General features: G+C 65.2%; 20 protein-coding genes. 8 read left to right on the plus strand and 12 right to left on the minus strand.

Annotation, left to right across the window (positions count from 1 at the left end):
- The first annotated feature begins 83 nt into the window (after positions 1-83).
- Together P3W85_RS24435 and P3W85_RS24440 are read left to right on the plus strand one after the other, a co-directional pair.
- Positions 84-212, plus strand: coding sequence for a hypothetical protein (locus tag P3W85_RS24435; protein WP_276266685.1), 129 nt, complete (start codon positions 84-86; stop codon positions 210-212).
- A gap of 146 nt (positions 213-358) precedes the next feature.
- Positions 359-769, plus strand: a complete 411-nt coding sequence (locus P3W85_RS24440; RefSeq protein WP_276266676.1) for a lysozyme inhibitor LprI family protein — start codon at positions 359-361, stop codon at positions 767-769.
- 303 nt (positions 770-1,072) lie between these two features.
- Here the strand turns inward: P3W85_RS24440 and P3W85_RS24445 are convergent, their stop codons facing one another.
- From P3W85_RS24445 to P3W85_RS24480, 8 genes are all read right to left on the minus strand, one after another.
- Positions 1,073-3,298, minus strand: a complete 2,226-nt coding sequence (locus P3W85_RS24445; protein WP_017231216.1) for a TonB-dependent receptor — start codon at positions 3,296-3,298, stop codon at positions 1,073-1,075.
- A 120-nt stretch (positions 3,299-3,418) separates the two neighbouring features.
- A complete protein-coding gene (locus P3W85_RS24450; RefSeq protein WP_276266677.1) occupies positions 3,419-4,426 on the minus strand; it encodes a siderophore ABC transporter substrate-binding protein in 1,008 nt (335 codons plus the stop codon).
- Complete coding sequence (locus P3W85_RS24455; protein ID WP_017231214.1) at positions 4,423-5,199, minus strand: iron ABC transporter ATP-binding protein; 777 nt, start codon at positions 5,197-5,199, stop codon at positions 4,423-4,425. Before P3W85_RS24455 ends, P3W85_RS24450 begins: the two co-directional genes overlap by 4 nt.
- The gene (locus P3W85_RS24460; protein WP_276266678.1) at positions 5,196-6,146 is read right to left on the minus strand and encodes an iron chelate uptake ABC transporter family permease subunit; all 951 of its coding nucleotides are present in this window, start codon (positions 6,144-6,146) and stop codon (positions 5,196-5,198) included. The genes P3W85_RS24455 and P3W85_RS24460 overlap by 4 nt, the downstream gene beginning before the upstream one ends.
- On the minus strand, positions 6,143-7,084 hold the full coding sequence (locus P3W85_RS24465) for an ABC transporter permease (RefSeq protein WP_017231212.1): 942 nt from the start codon (positions 7,082-7,084) through the stop codon (positions 6,143-6,145). Before P3W85_RS24465 ends, P3W85_RS24460 begins: the two co-directional genes overlap by 4 nt.
- The gene (locus P3W85_RS24470; protein ID WP_276266679.1) at positions 7,084-8,850 is read right to left on the minus strand and encodes an ABC transporter ATP-binding protein; all 1,767 of its coding nucleotides are present in this window, start codon (positions 8,848-8,850) and stop codon (positions 7,084-7,086) included. Before P3W85_RS24470 ends, P3W85_RS24465 begins: the two co-directional genes overlap by 1 nt.
- Positions 8,844-10,652, minus strand: coding sequence for an ABC transporter ATP-binding protein (locus P3W85_RS24475; RefSeq protein ID WP_276266680.1), 1,809 nt, complete (start codon positions 10,650-10,652; stop codon positions 8,844-8,846). Before P3W85_RS24475 ends, P3W85_RS24470 begins: the two co-directional genes overlap by 7 nt.
- Positions 10,653-10,693: 41 nt before the next feature.
- A complete protein-coding gene (locus P3W85_RS24480; protein ID WP_276266681.1) occupies positions 10,694-10,843 on the minus strand; it encodes a hypothetical protein in 150 nt (49 codons plus the stop codon).
- A 78-nt stretch (positions 10,844-10,921) separates the two neighbouring features.
- Here P3W85_RS24480 and P3W85_RS24485 point away from each other — a divergent pair, with 78 nt between their 5' ends.
- The 5 genes from P3W85_RS24485 to P3W85_RS24505 all read left to right on the plus strand — a co-directional run bounded on the left by P3W85_RS24485 (position 10,922) and on the right by P3W85_RS24505 (position 14,852).
- Positions 10,922-11,596, plus strand: coding sequence for a TetR/AcrR family transcriptional regulator (locus tag P3W85_RS24485; RefSeq protein ID WP_276266682.1), 675 nt, complete (start codon positions 10,922-10,924; stop codon positions 11,594-11,596).
- A gap of 307 nt (positions 11,597-11,903) precedes the next feature.
- Positions 11,904-12,446 (plus strand): gamma carbonic anhydrase family protein, encoded by a 543-nt coding sequence (locus tag P3W85_RS24490; RefSeq protein WP_017231206.1) that lies wholly within the window; start codon positions 11,904-11,906, stop codon positions 12,444-12,446.
- Between the two features lie 99 nt (positions 12,447-12,545).
- The gene (locus P3W85_RS24495) at positions 12,546-13,166 is read left to right on the plus strand and encodes a LysE family translocator (RefSeq protein ID WP_017231205.1); all 621 of its coding nucleotides are present in this window, start codon (positions 12,546-12,548) and stop codon (positions 13,164-13,166) included.
- A 364-nt stretch (positions 13,167-13,530) separates the two neighbouring features.
- Positions 13,531-14,034, plus strand: coding sequence for a hypothetical protein (locus P3W85_RS24500; protein ID WP_017231204.1), 504 nt, complete (start codon positions 13,531-13,533; stop codon positions 14,032-14,034).
- Between the two features lie 11 nt (positions 14,035-14,045).
- A complete protein-coding gene (locus tag P3W85_RS24505) occupies positions 14,046-14,852 on the plus strand; it encodes a DUF2145 domain-containing protein (RefSeq protein ID WP_035818951.1) in 807 nt (268 codons plus the stop codon).
- 64 nt (positions 14,853-14,916) lie between these two features.
- Here P3W85_RS24505 and P3W85_RS24510 read toward each other — a convergent pair whose 3' ends face one another.
- From P3W85_RS24510 to wrbA, 3 genes are all read right to left on the minus strand, one after another.
- Positions 14,917-16,338, minus strand: a complete 1,422-nt coding sequence (locus P3W85_RS24510; protein ID WP_017231202.1) for an FAD-binding oxidoreductase — start codon at positions 16,336-16,338, stop codon at positions 14,917-14,919.
- 106 nt (positions 16,339-16,444) lie between these two features.
- Entirely contained in the window at positions 16,445-16,876 is a 432-nt protein-coding gene (locus P3W85_RS24515) for a DUF2069 domain-containing protein (protein WP_017231201.1), read from the minus strand.
- A complete protein-coding gene (gene wrbA / locus P3W85_RS24520; protein WP_017231200.1) occupies positions 16,873-17,478 on the minus strand; it encodes an NAD(P)H:quinone oxidoreductase in 606 nt (201 codons plus the stop codon). The genes P3W85_RS24515 and wrbA overlap by 4 nt, the downstream gene beginning before the upstream one ends.
- Before the next feature lie 168 nt (positions 17,479-17,646).
- Here wrbA and P3W85_RS24525 point away from each other — a divergent pair, with 168 nt between their 5' ends.
- Positions 17,647-19,014, plus strand: coding sequence for a YihY family inner membrane protein (locus tag P3W85_RS24525; RefSeq protein WP_276266683.1), 1,368 nt, complete (start codon positions 17,647-17,649; stop codon positions 19,012-19,014).
- Between the two features lie 22 nt (positions 19,015-19,036).
- Here the strand turns inward: P3W85_RS24525 and P3W85_RS24530 are convergent, their stop codons facing one another.
- The gene (locus P3W85_RS24530; protein ID WP_276266684.1) at positions 19,037-19,354 is read right to left on the minus strand and encodes an Mpo1-like protein; all 318 of its coding nucleotides are present in this window, start codon (positions 19,352-19,354) and stop codon (positions 19,037-19,039) included.
- Between the last annotated feature and the right edge of the window lie 46 nt (positions 19,355-19,400).

Below are 19,400 nucleotides of genomic sequence, written 5' to 3' on the forward strand. Positions count from 1 at the left end.
GCAATGGGGAGGCTTTGGCCGTATAGACGTCCGTTGTGGCAGGCGATAGGCGCTGCGCACGCTTCGCTATCCTGAAGGTGTGGATGGCGACAGATAACGTTGGAGAATACTGGGTGCTGGACATGGCCTTCGGTGAAGACCCGGACCGGATGCGCTACTACACCAACGTCCCCGCCTGGAAGACGACAGTCCCCAAGACCATCCGCGCGTAGCATGACGGCATGGATAAGAATCTGCAAATTGACACCATGCCGTGAATGACGAGAGACCTTACCTAACCCTCCGATCGCGTTACGGCCCGCCTAATGCGGGAAATTCGATCTGATGCCGTCGCTAGAGTCGAACGGAGACCCCGCCTATGCCTAAGATTCCACGTTTTCGTCGCCTGCTCGTCGTTGCAGGTCTTCTTGCGTCATCCTGTGTCGTGCATGCTCAGGACTGTCCAAAAGATGATATGTCACCCATGTGTGAGGATATGCGCGCCCAGGCTGTTTACGATCGAGTGGACAATGAACTCAATGCTGCGTATCAGCAGCTTCTGAAAAGGATGTCGCAGCCACAGAGCGAATATCTTGACTATCCGACGCTCAAGGCGAAGTTCATCGAAGCACAGCGGCAGTGGGTGCGCTTTCGTAACAAAGAGTGCGATGCATGGTATGTGGTCAATCAAGCGGGGACGGGGCGGAACGCCGATCAGATGACCTGCATGGTCAAAAGGACGAAAGATCGCACCAAACAGTTGAAAGAGTGGGCTTCGTATTTGCCTTAGGCGATGATTCAAACTGTTTCTTGGGTGGAAAGGGGTCTTTAAGTGGAACATCGGACCCGCAATGGTGGCAGCGAATGCGGCCGGCAACGCGCTCACCCGCTGGCGATTGCCAGTCGACTTGGCCCATCGCCGCTCGGCATGCAGCGAGTTCGCGCTCGTAGACATCGTTTACTTCGAGGAGCGTGGTCCAGGTTTGGCCGCCAAGTAGTTCGGCCGGTGCGTCGCGGCATCGGTTTTGCGATGCCATCCCGGATGGACTGCCGCCGCACACGTGGCCGCCAGTGACGTATGCGCGCGTGTCGTTCAGAAGTCCATCGTGGCCGAGAGCTGGAAGGTGCGCGGTGCGCCCAGGGCCAAACTGGACAACAGCGGCATGCCCCAATAGGCCTTGTTTGTTACGTTGGTGACGCTGGCCCGCACGGTCAGCGGATGGCTGGAGACCTGGGTGGCATAGCGTGCGCCCAGGTCATACACCGTGTAGCCCGGCACCGACAGCGAGTTGTCGGCACTGATGTATTGCCTGGATGCAGCGGTCGCATTGGCGGTCAGCGTCAAGCCGCGTACGGCGGGGGTGTCCCACTCCACGCCCAGCTTGGCTTGCAGCTTGGGCAACCCGGTTGCCGACTTGCCCTGGTTGACGCCGCCGGCGGTCTTGGTGAGCTTGGGGTCCACATAGGCGATGCCACCCATCAGGCGTACGCCGCGCAGCGGCGAGCCGAAGAAGCCCCACTCGATCCCCCGGTTGCGCTGCTCTCCGCCAAAGGAAAAGACGTTGGTGGAAATGTCGGTATAGCTGCTTGGCCGCTTGATTTCATACAGGCTGAGCGTGTGGGCGAATTCGCCGAGATCGAACTTGAGGCCGATTTCCTTCTGCTTGGTCTTGTACGGCGGAAACAGCTCTCCCGCATTGGCGGCAGTTGCCGGCGCGGTCTGGCCCTTGCTCAACCCTTCAATGTAATTGCCGTACACGGAGATATGGTTCGTGACCTTGACCAGCAGCGCGGCCGCGGGTGTTATGGCGCTCGCGTCATAGCGGGCACTGCGCGCCCCGGTCGTGAGGCTGAAGGTGTCGGTGAGCACTTCCTGGCGACGCACGCCCAGCGTCAGTTGCACCCTGTCCTGTGCAAAAGACAGGGTATCTGCTATGCCGTAGCTGGTCAGGCGCGTTTCCGTGTGGAGGGTCGGCGGCCAACTCATTGCGGCGGCTGGGCCCCAGACCGGTTTGTAGATGTTGGTGGTCCAGTCCGCGCCCGGGACCGATCTGCGGCCATAGTCCCTTTCGGTGTCCGAGTAGTGCGTGACATTCAAAGCCCATTGATGCTTGACGCTGCCGGTTTGGAACTTGCCCTTCAATCCAGCTTCCCCCGATGTCTTTTCAATATCGAAGGCCAGCTGGCCCATGCTGTGCCGAACATCACCCGCCGCGTTGAGCACCTGGGCCGACATCGTACCGTTGTACTTGTAGTTGGTCTTGCTGGTGCCGAAGGCTGCATAGGCCATCAGGTTTTCGCTCACGTCGAATTCGCCGCGGACGATCGCACCCTTGTCCCTGGTGTTGACGAAGGACCAATCCGGGTTCAGGAGGGTTTCGGGCCTGGGTGGCTTGGGCACTGCCACGCCGGGGGCCAGATTGATGCCTCGGGTCACGCCGTTCACGCGGTCATCGCTGCTGTAGAGGTCGGCAGAGAGGCGAACGCGCTCGCCCCGCCAGTCCAGCCCGAGGGACGCGAACCGGGTTTTCTTTTCCTGCCGGTTGACCGCCCCCTCTCCGTCCCGATAGATCCCGTTGAAGCGGATGCCGAACTGCTTGTTCTCACCAAAGCGCCGCCCAAGGTCCACATGTCCGCCGAACTGCGCATCGGACATGTAGGTCGCCGTCAGTCGCGTCAGCGGCTCATCGCCCGCGCGCTTGGGCACCAGATTGACGGTGCCGCCCACCGAGCCGCCCGGAGGCATGCCATTGAGCAGGGCCGATGGGCCTTTCAGTACCTCGATACGCTCGAACATTTCGGGGGTGGTGCGGTAGTACGGCGCCATGCCGAACAGGCCGCCGATGCTGATATCGCTGGTGTTGGAGGCGAAGCCGCGGATGGAGTAGTTCTCGCTCCAGGCGCCGGTGACGCCGTTGCTGAACACCGTGGGATCGGTGGCGGCGATCACGCCGGTGATGTCCTTGGCCTGCCGGTCTTCGATGAACTTGTCCGTATAGCTGATGGTGGAAAACGGCGTTTCCATGAAATCCTTGTCGCCCAGCAGCCCCACGCGGCTGCCGGACGCCACCTGCCCGCCGGCGTAGGCGTCGATCGCTGAGCTCGCCTGTACCGTCACCGCCGGCAACGTAACCCCGCTTTCTGCGGCCGGGCTTTGTGCGAGTGCCGGCGGAGCAGCCAGGGCCAGGGCGCCCACGGTCAGCCCCAGCAGCAGCAGCACCGTCTGCACGGCGGCGGCGGTGCGGTTCAGGGCAAAGGCGGGATGGGGGTGCACCGCCTGCTGTGCAGGTCGCGCGATGCGATGGTGACGTTTGGTCATGGCAGGTTCTTTTCAGTTGAGATTGGGTGGGTTCTCAGCACGTCTTACGAGCGAGAGATCTACATCAAATACGAATCATTACGTTTTTGGTTTGGGGCTAGGGACAGGCCCCGGAACGAATCAGTGCTGATAGCCCTTGATGACGTCGTCGATCACGAGCTTCAAAGAGGTCGGGCTGGCGGCGGTGACGTACCAGGCTTCAGCATCGACGAAGACCACACGGCCGTTCTTCCAGGCGTTGGTCTGGCGCAGCAGCGGGTTGCCCATGCTCGCGGCATCCATGACCGGACGGCGCTCCATCACGGCCGTCCGGTCCACCACGTAGAGGATGTCGGGGTTGGCCTGCTGGATGAATTCGCTGGAGATCGGCTGGCCATGCAGGCCGGTCTCGACAGTCGGGCTGGCCGGTTTCACGCCCAGGGCATTGAAGACGAACCCGTAACGGGACCGCACGCCAAAGGAACTGAAGGCGCCGTTGTTGTGCAGGACGACAAGCGCCTTCTCGGAACGGTCCCGGGTCATGCGCCTGACCTCCTCGACCTTGGCGTCCAGTTCAGCGGCTTTTTGGCGAGCGAGGTCTTCCTTGCCAAAGATTCGCCCCAGGGTCATGAGGTGGTCCTTGATGACCTCGATGTGCTTGACCTCGCTATCCCGGTAGTCCACATCGAAATGAATCGTCGGAGCGATCTCGCTCAGTTCCTTGTAGTGGTTCGCCTGGAGCGATGTGATCAGGATCAGATCAGGCTTGACCGCATGAACCCGCTCCAGATTGGGCTGAACGATCGAGCCCAGGTCCTGAATGTCCGGGGCGTCCTTGTACCTGGCGAGGAAGTGCGGGACGAAATCCTTCGGCATGCCAACGACAGGGACACCCAGTTGGTCGAGGAAATCGACTTCATTCATGTCGAGGGCGGCCGCGCGTTGCGGAAGGTGCTCGACGACGGTCGTTCCCAGCTTGTGTTGAACCGTGACGGGTGCGAACGCTTCCTGCGGGGGCTGGCTGGCAGAAGCCGGCTGTGCGGTTGCCTGTGGCGGTTCGGCTGGTTTCTGGCCGCACCCCTGCATCGCGATGGTCGCGGCCATCAGCAGGGCTAACGCCCAACGCCTGTTTCTCTGATTCCGGGTCATTTCAGTTCTCCTGATGGATTGAAGTAGTTGCACAGGCGTCCGCGTTCGCCTTGAATGATCTGGAAGTCCAGTCCGTACAGTTCTTGCAGCCGGGCCTCCGTCACGGCCTCCGCGACGGGGCCGCAGAAGCGAACCGTTCCGCCCTTCAATGCGACGATGTGATCGGAGTAGTTGGCAGCGAAGTTGATGTCATGGATCACCAGGATCACGGTGCGCCCGTGTTCGTCACACAAGCGGCGAAGCGCGCGCATGATCTGGACGGCATGCTTCATGTCGAGGTTGTTGAGCGGCTCGTCCAGTAGCAGAACGTTCGTTTGCTGGGCAATGGTCATCGCCAGGAAAGCCATCTGGCGCTGCCCTCCGCTGAGTTCGTCGATGTAGGCCCGGCGCAGCGCTTCCAGCGACAGGAACGCGATGGCCTCGTCGATCGCGTGGTGGTCCTCGGGGGTGAGCGCGCCGCGGCTGTAGGGGAAGCGCCCGAAAGCGACGAGTTCCTCGACCGTCAGGCGCAGGTTGAAGTCGGGCGACTGGCGCAAGGTGGCGACGTGCTTGGCGTATTCGCTGATGCGGATGCCTGAAACCCTGCGATCCCCGATCAGGATGTCGCCCTGGGTCGGCTCCAGCAGGCGCGCGATCAGCAGCAGCAGCGTCGTCTTGCCTGCGCCGTTGGGGCCGATGAGAGAAGTCACGCGCTGCGCCGGGAATTGCGCGCTGACGCCGGAAAGGACGGTCTTGGCGCCGTAGGCCTTGTGAATGTTGTGGACGGTGATCATGCGGTGCCTCGGGTGCGAACCATCAGCGCGAGGAAATACGCGCCACACACCAGGTTGACGAGAATGCTGACGGTGGTCTTGTAGTTGAAGACGTGTTCGACCAGAAGCTGGGCCACGATGAAGATGCCGATGGCGATCGCGCAGCCCATGGGCAGCGTGACCCGATGCCTGGAAGTCCGGGCCATCGCATAGGCGATGTTCGCAACGAAGATCCCCATGAAGGCCGTGGGCCCGAGCAGGCTGGTCGAGATCGCCACGAGAGCCGCGATCAGCGCGAAGTAGAGCCTCACGTACCGCTGGTAATCGACCCCCAGGGAAATGGCCTGGTCGCGGCCCAGCGAGAGCACGTCGAGGATCGGCAGGGTCTTCAGCCCTGGCAGGCACACGGCCGCGACCAGAAGGGCCGAATAGAGCAACTGCTCGGGTTGTGCCCTGTTGAAGGACGTGTAGCTGAAGCCCTGGAGAACGGCGAACTCGCCCGGGCTGATCCTGAGCTGGATGAACTGTGTGACAGTGCCGATCACCATGGTCAGCACCAGTCCCAGCAGGAGGAGGAAATACACGTTGTGCCTGCCGTTCCGCAAGAGCCACCGATGGATGGCCCACGAATAGGCGAGCATCAACAGGATGGAGAGGAAGAAGTTGCCGCTCTGGCCGAGTACCACCTGGCCATGCGTGCCCATGGCCAGGATCAGCAGCGACTGCAACAGCAGATAGACCGCCTCGTACCCCATGATCGCCGGCGTCAGAATCCGGTTGCCCGCGATGGTCTGGAACGTGATCGAGGAGAAGGCGACGCAGATCCCGCCGATGACGATGGCGGCCAGCCGGGCGAGCCGTTTGGGAATGACGTAGTCGAGGTCGAAGCCGGATCGCACGAGGACGAAGGCCGCGGCCAGGGCGATGACCACCATCCAGAGGGCGTATTGGGGGGGCGCGCGCCTCATTTCTTCTTCCAGATGATGAGTACAAGGAACAGCACGCCGCCCGCGCTGCCTGCGGTCAGGCCGATGGGCACCTCGAACGGGTAGATGAGCAGGCGGCCGAGAATGTCGCAGGCCAGCAGCATCGACGCGCCACCCAGAGCGACGATGGGCAGCGTCCGGCCCAGGTTGTCGCCGTGATGCAGCGCGACCAGGTTGGGGATGACCAGCCCGACGAAGGGGATCGCGCCGACGGTGATGACCGTGGCGGACACGGTGACCGCCACCAGCATCAGGCCCAGCGCCGCCGTTGCCGAATAGCTCAGCCCCAGGCTGGTGGCCATGCCTTCGCCCATGCCGAGCACGGTGAAGCGGTGCGCATACAGGTAGGTGACCGCGACGATCGGCAGGATCAGGTAGATGATCTCGTAGTTGCCCTGGACGACCTTGGAGAAATCGCCGAGCAGCCAGCCCTGCATGCTCTGCAGGATGTTGTAGCGGTAGGCGTAGAACTCGGCCACGGCACTCAGCACGCTGCCGTACATGAGGCCGATGACCGGCACGAGGACGGTGTTCTTGAACTTGATGCGGCGGATGATCGCCACATAGACCAGGCTCGCGGCGAAGCAGAAGACCAGCGCGAACAGCATCCGGCCCATCGTGCCGGCGGCGGGCGCCAGCGTCATCGACACCAGGATGCCGAGCTTGGCCGCATCCAGTCCGCCCGAGGTGGCCGGTTCGACGAACTTGTTGCGGACGATCTGCTGAAGGATCACGCCGCAGACGGACAGGCCCACGCCAGTCAGCACCAGCGCCGCCAGGCGGGGCAGGCGGCTGGCTGTCAGCGTCAGCCAGGCATCGCCCGACAGCGAGAACAGCTGCGACCACGCCATCTGCCGGGCGCCGACCAGCAGCGAGGCGCCGCAGAGGATGGCGAACAATCCAAGCCAAGGTGCGCGCATCAACGGCGGTCTCCGTTCGACGCCGCCGCGATACGCCAGCCCCTGGCGGCCCGGCGCTGGGCCAGGAAGTGCGCGTAGCGCCCCTGGCTCGCGCGCAATGGCGTGGGCGAACCCTGCTCGACGACCTTGCCGCCATCGAGCACCACGATCTGGTCGGCCATTGCCACCGTCGAGAGTTGGTGCGCGATGACGATCAGCGTGCGCTTGCCGCGCAGACGCGCCAGCGCCTCGGCGATGGCGGCCTGGTTCTCCGCGTCCAGCGCGGCGGTGGCCTCATCGACCAGCAGGATGGGCGCGTCCTTGATCAGCGCGCGGGCGATGGCAATGCGCTGGCGCTCGCCGCCCGACAGGCGTGCGCCGCCTTCGCCGACCGGGGTGTCGATGCCCTGCGGCAGGCGCTCGATGATCTCGGCCACGCCGGCCTGCCGCGCAGCTTCCATGATCTCGGCATCGTTGGCATTGGGTTTGCCGATGCGGATGTTGTCGGCAATGCTGCCCGCAAACAGGTAGTTGTCCTGGAAGATCTGACTGATCTGGCCGGCCAGCTGCGCGTTGGACATCTGCCGCACGTCCACGCCACCGACGAGTACGCTGCCCTGGCTCACATCGAAGAAGCGTGCGATCAGCCGCACCAGTGTGGTCTTGCCCGATCCGGAGGCGCCAATCAGCGCGGTCATGCTGCCCGGCTCGATGCGCAGGTTCACGCCCTTCAGCACATCGGGTTGATCCGGTGTGTAGCGGAAGCTCACCTCGCGCAGCTCGATCGACGCATCACGCGGTGCCTGCGGCTGGTCCGGTTCCGGCAAAGGCTTGACCGCAAGGATCTCGCGCACCGCGTCGAGCTGGCCGCGCGCGCCGCGCAGGACCTCGCAATAGCCGGCCACGTCCAGCAGCGGATCGATATAGCGGTTGGCCAGCAGCAGCGCCACGATGACGGCGACCACCGAGTCCGCTTCCAGCGCGCCGCCCAGGTGGGCGTTGAGCCACAACGCGGCGGCGATCAGCAACGCGGCGAAGACGGCCTGCACGACCCAGGCGTTGAGCACCGTGGACGCCGCCGACAGATAGATCAGCCGCGTGCCGGAGTGGCGTTGCTGGTCGATGGCCTGTTCAAGCAAGCGCGTGCTGCCGCCTCCACCGTTGAACGCGCGCAGTACCGACTGGGCCTGGGCGAACTCGACCATGCGCTGGCTGGTGTGGGCGAAGTGGCGATGGAAGGTGTGGTCGGCGCGCAGGCCCAGGCGAGCGGCGATCAGGAACGCGCCGATCAGGATCGGCAGCGCCAGCAGCGCGATCAGGCCCATCGGCCAGTGCCGCGCGAACAGCGCGGCCACGATCACCACCGGCGTCACGGCGCCGCTGATCACCGGCGTGAACACGTGTGCGGGAAGCTGGGCCACTGCCATCATGCCGTTCGTGATGACATGGCCAAGCCGGGCGCTGTTCTCCGGCGTGAACCAGCCGACGGGCAGGCGTGCAACGTGGTCGCCGATGCGCTGGCGCGCGCCCTGCAGGACGGCGACACCCACGCGCACGCCGGCCTTCTCCACCTTGCGCCGCCAGCCCCAGCAGGCCGTCATGCCGGCCAGCAGCACGATGAGCCACAGCGCCGCGCCGCGCGTATCGCCGGCCAGAAGGCGGCTGAGAATGGGCACCAGCGTGGTGATGGTCAGCCCGCTGAGCAGGCCATAGAACACGGCCATCCAGGCGTAGCGGCGGAAGACGGGCGCATCGTCGCCCAGCAGTTGAACGAAGGTTTTCAGCATGATGGCACCGCCCGCTCCTGGGGTTCTTCATAGCCGCCACGCGTCCATAGCCGCGCATAGCGGCCTTTGCGCGCGATCAGCTCGGCGTGGCGGCCTTGCTCGTGGATCGTGCCGTTCTCGATCACGATGATGTGGTCGGCGTGCATCACCGTGTCGAGCCGGTGTGCAATGACCAGCAGCGTGCGGCCTCGCGCGAAGCGCGACAGCGCGTCCTGGATCGCCACCTCGTTCTCGGCGTCGGCGGCCGCGGTGGCTTCGTCGAGCACGAGCACGGACGGATCGAGCAGCACGGCACGGGCGATGCTCACGCGCTGCTGCTCGCCACCGGAGAGCAGCGCGTCCTCGCCTATCATCGAGTCGTAGCCGCGCGGCAGGCCCAGGATGCGCTCATGAATGTTCGCGGCGCGCGCGGCGTCCTCGACCTCCTGCTGGCTGGCCGAGGGCCGGCCCAGCGCGATGTTCTCGCGCACGCTGGCGTGGATGAGGCGCACCTCCTGCAGCACGAAACCGATGCGCTGGTACAGATCCGAGGTCTCGATATGCCTCAAATCCACGCCGCCGAGCGTGATGCGCCCGTCGGTCGGGTCGAAGAAGCGCAGCAGCAGCCGGGCCAGGGTCGATTTGCCGGCACCGGACGCGCCGACGATGGCGGTCACCGTGCCGGGCTTGAGGGTGAAGCTGACGTCCGACAGCACCTTGTTCTGCGCGTCGTAGGCGTAGCTGACGTGCTCGACGCGGATTTCGGTGACCGTGGGCAACTGCCGCATATCGGGCGCCGGCTGCTCCAGCACAGGCGTCTCCAGCAGCGCCTGCACGCGCTGGGCGGCACCGGTGGCATGGTTCAGGTCATGGGTGATGTAGTGCAGCAGCAGCAACGGCGCGGAGAGGCCCGGTGCCACCAGAGCGAACGGCAGCACGTCCACCGGGGCAATCCAGCCCAGGCTCACGAACAGCGTGCCGAAGACCAGCACCACGCCCAGCACCGCTACCGGCGCGATCATCGCGTTGGCGTTGGCCATCGAGCCCACGAGGGGACGGGTGAAACCGGCGAAGGCTTGGGCGAAGGCATCGACTGCCTCGCGGTAGCCGCCGTGCGCCTTGCCGCTTGCGCCGAAGGACTTGACCACGGGAATGCCGTTGACGAACTCGACCACCGCGTTGTTGATGCGTCCCAGCCCGCCGACGAATTCCTTCATGTTCGCCCCGCTGGCCTTCATGGCCCTGCCGAAGAACAGGAAGAAGCCCGGGAACGGCAGGATCGAGACCATGGCCATGCGCCAGTCCATCGCGAACAGGTAGATGACCGAGATCAGGATGGCGCCCACGGCGCGTCCCAGCGTCGTGTAGAAGTGCGCGGTCAGGCTGTGCAGCGTGCCGATGTCGTCCTGCATGGCCTGCTTGACCTCGCCCGACGCCCGGCTGGTGAACCAGCCCAGCGGCACCCGGGCCAGCCGCTGCGTGGCCGCCAGGCGCAGGTGATGGGTGATGCGGTTGTCGGCCAGGTGGGCGGTCAGTTCCCCAGCGGACACCAGCGCCATGCCGACGAACAGGCTCGCCACGCTGGCAATGACGGTCCACCAGACTTCGCTCTGCACTTGCGCCCGTGCCGCCGCCGCGATGTCGGCGCCGCCGAGGACGATCTTCGCGATATGCGCGATGCCGGCCAGCGGCACCAGCGTGAGCATGGCGCCCACGCCGGCCAGTACCGCGGCGACGATCAGTTGCCCACGGATGGGGTTCAATACCCGGCTGATCGGGCCGGGTCTCTTGGGTTCGGCCGCGGCCGCGTCACGAGTGTTCATGAAAGAGGAACGTCCAGAGATTCAGAATGATGGGATGGCTCTCACCCCGTCTTGCGAACGACAAGGCGAGACCCCATCCACGCAGGCCGCTCGGTGGCATCGACCTCGAGCAAGCCACGGTCATGGTTGGCATCGCGCAGAATGGCGGCCGAGGGGTTGCTGCCTTCCAAGGCGCTCGATGGGTCGGTCACGGAGGATTCCGGTGAATCGAAATGATAATTAGTTGCATAACTATAAACTAATTGACGAAAGGCTGGCAAGGTGGCTACATGGCTGTCACCAGCGATCAAGGAGCAAACATGAAATCGCCACAACGACCTTCGGCGCGCGGGCGTCCTCGTACCATCACACGCGAACGGATCGCCGACGCGGGCATCGAGATCGGCTTGCCGAACATCACCTTCGTCGGCGTTGCCGCCGCACTCGGGGTCAGCCATATGGCGCTCTACAAGCACGTGCCGAGTCTTGTGGAACTCAAGCGCCTGGTCGCCGAGGAGATCTTCAGCCGCTGGCAGATTCCGCAGGCTTGCGGCAAGGGACGTGGCGGATTGAAGGATTACCTGATCGTGTTCACCACATCGGTACGGGAGTTCGTCAAGGCACACCCTGGGCTGACGCCGTACGTGATCCGCAGGTTGGCTGCAACACAGCCCATGCTCGCCAAAATCGACGGGCACCAGAGCCATATCGCGCGGGCCTACGGCATCTCAAAGGCGCAGGCACGTTGGCTGCTTGCGACGATCGCATTCCACTGCATTGCCGTGGCCGACACGGTATATTCGGTAGCAGGCCGAGAACCTGTTGTGGAGGCAGACCGCGTGGCGGAAGAAGCCGAGATGGAGGCGGAGCTTGTTCAGGGCATGCACGCACTCATCGTCGGCGCGCTTGCCATGCTGGAGGAAGACGCCCACCCTGGCAGTTCGGCATTGCAGATCAAGTCATAGGCGTTATGAAACGCCAAGCCCACGCTGTCGCCCAATCTCCCAGGACACCTCGCCGCCGTGCGCCGTCGCGGCGGGTCGAGATTCCGTTCCCGATAGTCTGACGCGCTCGTTAATGGCAGGCCGCCGCCTCGTGCGCCGATGGTCAGCGCCAGGTCTGCGGCGACCGTGCCCAAGTGCCAGGAAGGGAAAGGGTGTTGCTGTGATAATGTGCGAGTTCAATCGGCGCAACAGTCAACAGTCAACGGTCAACAGTCCCGTGCAAGTGGCGGGCGTTTGACTTGCGCCTTTCCGGATCCAGGTTCCCATCATGACCATTCGCAGCTTCCAGGGCAAAGCCCCCCAACTCGGCGACCGCGTGTTCGTCGACCCGACTGCCGTGCTGATCGGCGACATCGAGATTGGCGCCGACAGTTCCATCTGGCCGATGGTGACCATCCGTGGCGATATGCATCGCATCCGCATCGGCGCGCGCACCAGCGTGCAGGACGGCAGCGTGCTGCATATCACCCATGCCGGCCCCTTCAATCCCGACGGCTTTCCGCTCACGATCGGCGAAGATGTGACGATCGGCCACAAGGCGCTGCTGCATGGCTGCACCATCGGCAGCCGCATCCTGATCGGCATGGGTACCATCGTGATGGACGGCGCCGTGATCGGGGACGAGGTGATTCTCGGCGCCGGCAGCGTGGTGCCGCCGGGCAAGGTGCTCGAGAGCGGGCATCTCTATGTGGGCAGCCCCGCCAGGCAGGCCCGGCCGCTGACGGAGAAGGAACGCGGCTTCTTCCGCTATACGGCGGCCAATTACGTCAAGCTGAAGGACCAGCATATTGCGGAGTTGCTGGACGTTTAGCTGGATCGCTGGCTCGGCGCGCGTTCGCGGCAGCCATTCGGAACTCGCCAACCGAGGTAAAGTAGCGCTCTGTCAGACCTTCCGCCGGACCCAAACACCATGACACTGTCGATGCTGCTGCTCTACTCGGTTGCCTGCTTTTCCGTAACGGTGATGCCTGGGCCGACCATGCTGCTGGCGCTGGCCAATGGCACGTCGCGGAACTGGCGTATCGCAGGCATGGGCATGTTGGGCGCCGCACTGTCCGACCTCCTGTTGATCGGTGCCGTCGGCATCGGCCTGGGCGCCTTGCTGGCCGCGTCGGAGGTGTTGTTCTCCGCCGTCAAGTGGATCGGTGTCGTCTACCTGGTCTGGCTGGCGGCGCAGCTATGGCGGGCAAGCCCGGGCGAACTGGTGGTGGGCGGCGCCAGCCTCTCGCCGCGCCGGGCGTTCATGCGCAGCTTGCTGGTGGCGCTCTCGAATCCGAAGGGCCTGTTGTTTTTCTCGGCCTTCTTGCCGCAGTTCATCGATACCGCGCAGGCACAGGCACCTCAATACCTGGCACTCGCGCTTGTCTCGGCCGCTCTCGATCTGGTCGTGATGGCCGCATACGCCGCGGGGGGCGCGCGTGCCGCCAAGGCCCTGACGCGGCAGGGCCTGCGCGTCATGAACCGGTTCTGCGCCGCGTTGCTGCTGTCGCTGGCAGGTTTCCTGGCGGCATACCGCCGCGCTGGCGCCTGAAGCCGGCGGGCGTGCCACGGGCCAGCAGGACCGTGGCTTCCACGAAGTTGCGGATCGCGCGTCCGTCACGCCGACCTTGCCGATCGCATCCGATCGTATTCAATCGTTTCCCAGGCAGCGAGAGTAGGAGTCAGTTGCTGCCAGCCTGATGCTGGTGTCGCGAGGCGCGCTTTCGGAAAAAATCGCTGATAGACGAGGAAAAGACCTATTAATGGGCGGGCGTCAATCCTGCATGATTCTGCTTGCAAATATCCAGGCCGATCCACCGCGACAAGCGGCGAAAGTTTGCTTCCATTCACATTGAAGTGGAGAAAGTGGATTTCCCTTTACAATGGACGGTCATATTTCCAAGCGGAAAAGAATAATGAAATTATATGAAGGCAAGTTTTTGGCACGGATGATCCCGGCATGGCTGGTCCTGGCCGGCGCTTCGCTGTGCGTGGCCCCGGCCATTGCGCAGTCCACGGGCAATATGGGCGGGTCGGAGCAGGTTTCGGTCGGCACCTTGTCGATCCTGGCCGCGCCTGTCGCCAGCGTGGCGGGCAGCGCCGGTGGCGCGGGGCCGTTGCAGGGCTCCGCGCTGGCGGGCTTCGGCAGTGTTTTCATCGTATCCGGCATCGGCCAGGGGGCGCAGGACACCGTCGAGCTGATCCTCGACGCCGCTAGCGGCGCAGGCAAGGTTTCGGTCAAGATCGCCAGGAGCGGGTTCGAGAAGCTGGGCGTCTCGGTCGGGGCCACCGTGAACGCCGTCGCCGATTCGACCGGCACCTTGCTGGTGGCATCCGGCAAGGTGCTTGCCTTCATCCCCAACACGCTCGGCGAGGCCTTGCTGTATCGCGAGCGCGTTCCCTCGGCCGCGAAGCCATGAAGGCGCGCGCCATGATTTCCGGGTGGATCGGCCGCACCGGATCCCTGCTCGCCTTGCTGCTGGTTCCCCTGCTGGCGTCGGCGGGGCAGAGTTGCGAAGATGCGGCGCTCAGCCCGGATACGCTGCGCAAGGCCATGGCCGCAGCGCAAAAGGTGACGGCCGAAATGGACAAGCGCCAGGACAATGTGGCGCTGCTGGGGCGGGTAGGGCAGGACCTGTCCAGCTACGGGCTGAAGTACAGCCATGCCGGCTTCATCTATCGCAGCGCGCCGGGCGCGCCCTGGCGCATCGCCCATCTGCTCAATAGCTGCGGCACCGCGCAGTCGGACCTGTGGTACGAGGGCGTCGGCAATTTCTTCCTGGACGATATGTTCGCGTTCAATTCGGTCCTGGTGATTCCGCCGAAGCCGATCGCCGAACGCCTGCTGCCGCGCCTGCAGGATGCCGCGGCGCTGCGCGCGGTGCACGATGCGGACTACAGCCTGGTCGCCTACCCATTCTCCACGCGTTACCAGAATTCCAACTCCTGGGTGCTGGAGACACTGGCCACGGTGGAGGCCAGGGACGTGAAGATCGTCAATCGCGAACAGGCGCAGTCCTGGCTCAAGCTGGTCGGCTACCAGCCTTCCGAGATGAAGGTCGGCACCTTCAAGCGTCTTGGCGGCCGCGTGTTCAAGGCCAGCGTAGCCTTCGACGACCATCCCAACGAGCTGCGTTTCTCGGATCGCATCAGGACCGTGACCGTCGACTCGCTGATGCAATTCCTGGCCGACCGCAAGGAGGGCTGGGAGGTGGTCGAAATTCCGGCGCCCCGATAGCAGCCGATAGCCGATAGCCAACAGGCATGCCTGGGCATGCCAGCCCGCCGGCGCCGGTTCCCGCTCAGATCACCTTGCCCGGGTTCATCAGGCCCAGCGGGTCCAGCGCCTGCTTGACCGCCCGCATCATCGCCAGTTCGACCTCGCTCTTGTAGCGCCGGTTCTCTTCGCGCTTGAGCTGCCCCAGGCCGTGTTCGGCGGAGATCGAGCCGCGATGGGCGTGCACGCTGTCATGCACGATCAGGTTGACGGCTGGCGCGTTGTCGAGGAAGGCGTCGTGGCTTTCGCCCGCGGGCGGCGATACGTTGTAGTGCAGGTTGCCGTCGCCGAGATGGCCGAAGGTGACCATGCGCGCGCCGGGGAAGGCTTGCTGGATGAGGGCGTCGGTGGTGTCGATGAAATCGGCGATGCGCGAGATCGGCACGGCGATGTCGTGCTTGATGTTCTTGCCTTCGTCCACCTGCGCGAGCGGAATGTGTTCGCGCAGGTTCCAGAAGTCGCGCGACTGCTGCACCGACGCCGCGACCACCGCGTCCTCGACCACGCCCGCTTCGAATGCGGTTTCCATCAGCGCTTCGAAAATCCCGCGAGCATGGTCTTCGCTCTCGTTGTCCGACAGCTCCAGCAGCACCACCTGGGCATGCGCGCGATCGAAGGGATAGCGCAACTGCGGGTAATGCGTGGTGACCAGCGACAGGCACATCTCCGACATCAGCTCGAAGCCGGTCAGCATGGCGCCGGCGCGTTGCTGGGCGATGGCCAGCAGGGCCAGCGCGGCGCGCGGATTGGCGACCGCGGCCAGCGCGGTGACGCGTGCGCGCGGCAGCGGGTAGAGCTTCATCACGGCGGCGGTGATGATGCCCAGCGTGCCTTCCGCGCCGATGAAGAGGTCGCGCAGGTCGTAGCCGGTGTTGTCCTTGCGCAGGCCGCGCAGGCCGTCCCAGATCTCGCCGGCGGGCGTGACCACCTCCAGCCCCAGGCATAGCTCGCGCGTGTTGCCGTAGCGCAGCACGCCGGTGCCGCCCGCATTGGTGCCGAGGTTGCCGCCGATGGTGCAGCTGCCTTCGGCCGCCAGGCTCAGCGGGAACAGCCGTCCATGCTCGCGCGCGGCGTCTTGCAACTGCTGCAGGATCACGCCGGCTTCCACGGTGATGGTGTTGTTGAGCGGGTCCACCTGGCGCACCCGGTTCAGGCGCTGCAGCGAGATCACTACCGATTCCACCCCGGCGGATGGCGTGGCGCCCCCGCACAGCCCGGTATTGCCGCCTTGCGGCACCACGGCCAGCTTGTGCGCGTGGCAGGCGTGGACGGCGGCGGCCACTTCTTCGGTGGAGCCGGGGCGCAGCACCGCTACCGCTTCACCGGTGTAGCGCTTGCGCCAGTCGGTGAGGAAGGGGGCCTTGTCGGCGGCGTCGGTCAGCACGTGCTGCTCGCCCAGGGCGGCGCGGCAGAGGGCGAGGAAGGAATCGAGGTGCGAGGCGGTCATGGCGGTGGGTCCAGGAGGGCGGCCGCGATGGCGACCGCCGCGCGAATCAGGAGAAAGAGGATGGTTGCGGCTTGGTGCGGGCTTGCGCCGGGTTGCTTGCTCGTCCTTATTTGCCCGGCTTGGCGGGCTGCTGCGCCTTGGCGCGGCGTTTGTAGGGGCGCAGGTACAGGATGGTGCCGAAAAAGAACAACAGCGTCAGTGCCACCTCGATCCACGCCAGCGTGGACGATGGCGGCCGGTCGCTGGTGGCGCGCACGATGCCTTCGGTGAAGAACAGCAGGATCAGCATCGACGACCACTGCATGGTATAGCGGTTGCGGGTCAGCACGCCGCGCAGCGGCAGCAGCAGCGGCAGGAATTTCAGGATCAGCCAGGAGCCGCCGGGACGCAGCGGCGCCAGGAACCATTCCCAGCCGATGCACAGCAGGATCAGTGCGATCAGGCTGCCCGCGCTCAGGCGGTACAGCGCGGCATTGTGCAGCGCGCCGTCGGTGGCGCGCGCGGCCGGCGGTGCCGCGGGGTTCGGGGCGGCGCTCATGTGCGGCTCCCGCCGGCCAGGCGCAGCGCGGTTTCGGCCAGGCGCTTGCCCATGGCCCGGGCAAGCGTGGCTTCGTCGTCGGATACCGGCGCGCTGTTGTCCACGTGCGCGTGGTGGCTGGGGCCGTAGGGCGTGCCGCCGCCGGCGGTGGTCATCAGGGCGCTTTCGGTATACGGCAGGCCGAGTATCAGCATGCCGTGGTGCAGCAAGGGCAGCATCATCGACAGCAGGGTGGTTTCCTGGCCGCCGTGCAGGCTGCCGGTGGCGGTGAACACGCAGGCGGGCTTGCCGGCGAGGGCGCCGGAGAGCCACTGGGCCACGGTGCCATCGAGGAAGTACTTCATCGGCGCGGCCATATTGCCGAAGCGCGTCGGGCTGCCCAGCGCCAGGCCCGCGCATTCCTCCAGGTCGCGCAGTTCCGCATACGGCGGCCCTTGCGCCGGGATATCCGGCGCGGTGGCTTCGCTGACGGTGGAAACCGGCGGTACCGTGCGCAGGCGAGCCTGCGCGCCGGGCACGCTGTCGATGCCGGCGGCGATCAGCTCGGCCAGCTTGTGGGTGCTGCCGTGGCGGCTGTAGAAGAGAACTAGGATTTCGGTCATGGACGAGGCTGCGGCGCATGCACGCGGGGCGTCAGGATGGGCGCTCCCAGGGGCAGGCCGGGTTGGTGTCTTGCGCGGCGCGCAGGGCAATGCGCGTATTATAGATGTGGCCCCGGCGCGGCCTGCCGGCGGGGCATGTCACTGAATCAGCAAGGAGTTTGCCCCCGCATGTTCACCGCTCGCATCGTCCGCCTGCGCAGGGAATGGAATCTGCAGAAATTGCGCGCGCTGACCCGCTACGCGCTGCGCCGCGCCGGCGAAGACCGCCTGCCGCAGGTCTCGGCCAGCCTGACCTTCACCACCGTGCTGGCAGTGGTGCCGGTGCTGACGGTGGCCTTCGCCCTGCTGGCGGCTTTCCCGGTGTTCCGCGATTTCCGCAGCGCCACCGAGTCCTTCCTGTTCCAGAACCTGATTCCCGGCAACGTCAGCAATTCCATTACCAGCTACCTGGGCCAGTTCGCCAAGAACGCCAAGGGTCTCACCGCCGTGGGCCTGGGCGGGCTGATGGTGACCTCGGTGCTGACCATGCTGACGGTGGAGGACGCGCTCAATGCGATCTGGCGGGTCAAGCAGCGCCGCCCGCTGGCGCAGCGGGTGCTGGTGTTCTGGGCGGTGCTGACGCTCGGCCCGGTGCTGATCGGCGCCAGCCTGTCGATCAGCTCCTACCTGATCTCGGTCTCGGCCGGCTACGTCGGCACCATGCCATTCGGGCTGGGGCTGGTGGTCAGCCTGACGCCGGTGCTGCTGTCGGCGCTGGCCTTCGCCTTTCTCTACACCGCCGTGCCCAACGCCAGCGTGGAGTGGCGCGACGCCATCGCCGCGGGCCTGGTGGCGGCGCTGGCCTTCGAGCTGGCCAAGCGCGGTTTCGGCTACTTCGTCACCCATATTCCCACCTATACCGCGGTCTATGGCACCTTCGCAGCGCTGCCGATCTTTCTGCTGTGGATCTACCTGAGCTGGCTGGTGACGCTGCTTGGCGCCACCATCGCCGCCAACCTGCCGGTGATCCGGCAGGGCTACTGGCGGCGCCGCACCTTTGCCGGCAGCGAGTTCTTCGATGCGCTGGGCGTGCTCTACCTGCTCTACCGGGCGCGCGACGAGGTGCCGCGCAGCGTCGGCGAGCTCGATCTGGGCCGCAAGCTGAGGGTGGAGGCCGATTACCTGTCGGGCCTGCTGGGCAAGCTCAAGGCCATGCACCTGGTGGGCAAACTGGCGCAGGAGCGCGGCCAGGCGCACTGGGCGCTCCTGTGCGATCCCGGTCAGGTAACGCTGCGCACGCTGCACGACCGGCTGGTGCTGAACCTGCCGCGCCTGCCGCGTACAGCGCTGGCGCAGCAGCTGCAAGGCGCCGACGCGCTCAAGCAGGTGCTGGACAACCCGCGCCTGGACCAGCCGCTGGAGGCCGTATTCCGGCGCCAGCCACAGCAGGATCGGCCGGTGGGAGAGCCGGCGGCGCCGACGGCCCAAGGCCGTCCGGCCGATCCCGCGCGCCGTACGCTGGAAGTGGTGCCGCCCGGCTGGCACGGCCAGGTCTGAGCGCCCGCACTTCCTGTCCTGTCTAGAAGGGAATCCTGCCGCGCCAGATGTCGCCGTACATCACCCAGTCCCCCATCAGGCTGTAGAGCGGATGGCGGAAGGTGGCGGGGCGGTTCTTCTCGAAGACGAAATGGCCGACCCAGGCGAAGGCATAGCCCGAGACCACGGCAGCCGCCAGCCACCACCAGTTACCGCTGAGGAGCAGTGCCAGCAGGCACAGCAAGGCCACCGTGGAGCCCGCGAAATGCAGGCGGCGGCAGGTGCGGTCGCGGTGCTCGTTCAGGTAGAACGGGTAGAAGGCGGCGAAGTTCTCGAACTCACGGGGGTGGGCCTGGGACATGGCGGTCTCCTGCGGTGGTTCGTGGGGATTCCAGTCTAGCTGGCGG

It is taken from the genome of Cupriavidus basilensis (genome assembly GCF_029335485.1).
In the GTDB taxonomy this organism is placed as follows: Bacteria; Pseudomonadota; Gammaproteobacteria; order Burkholderiales; family Burkholderiaceae; genus Cupriavidus; species Cupriavidus basilensis_E.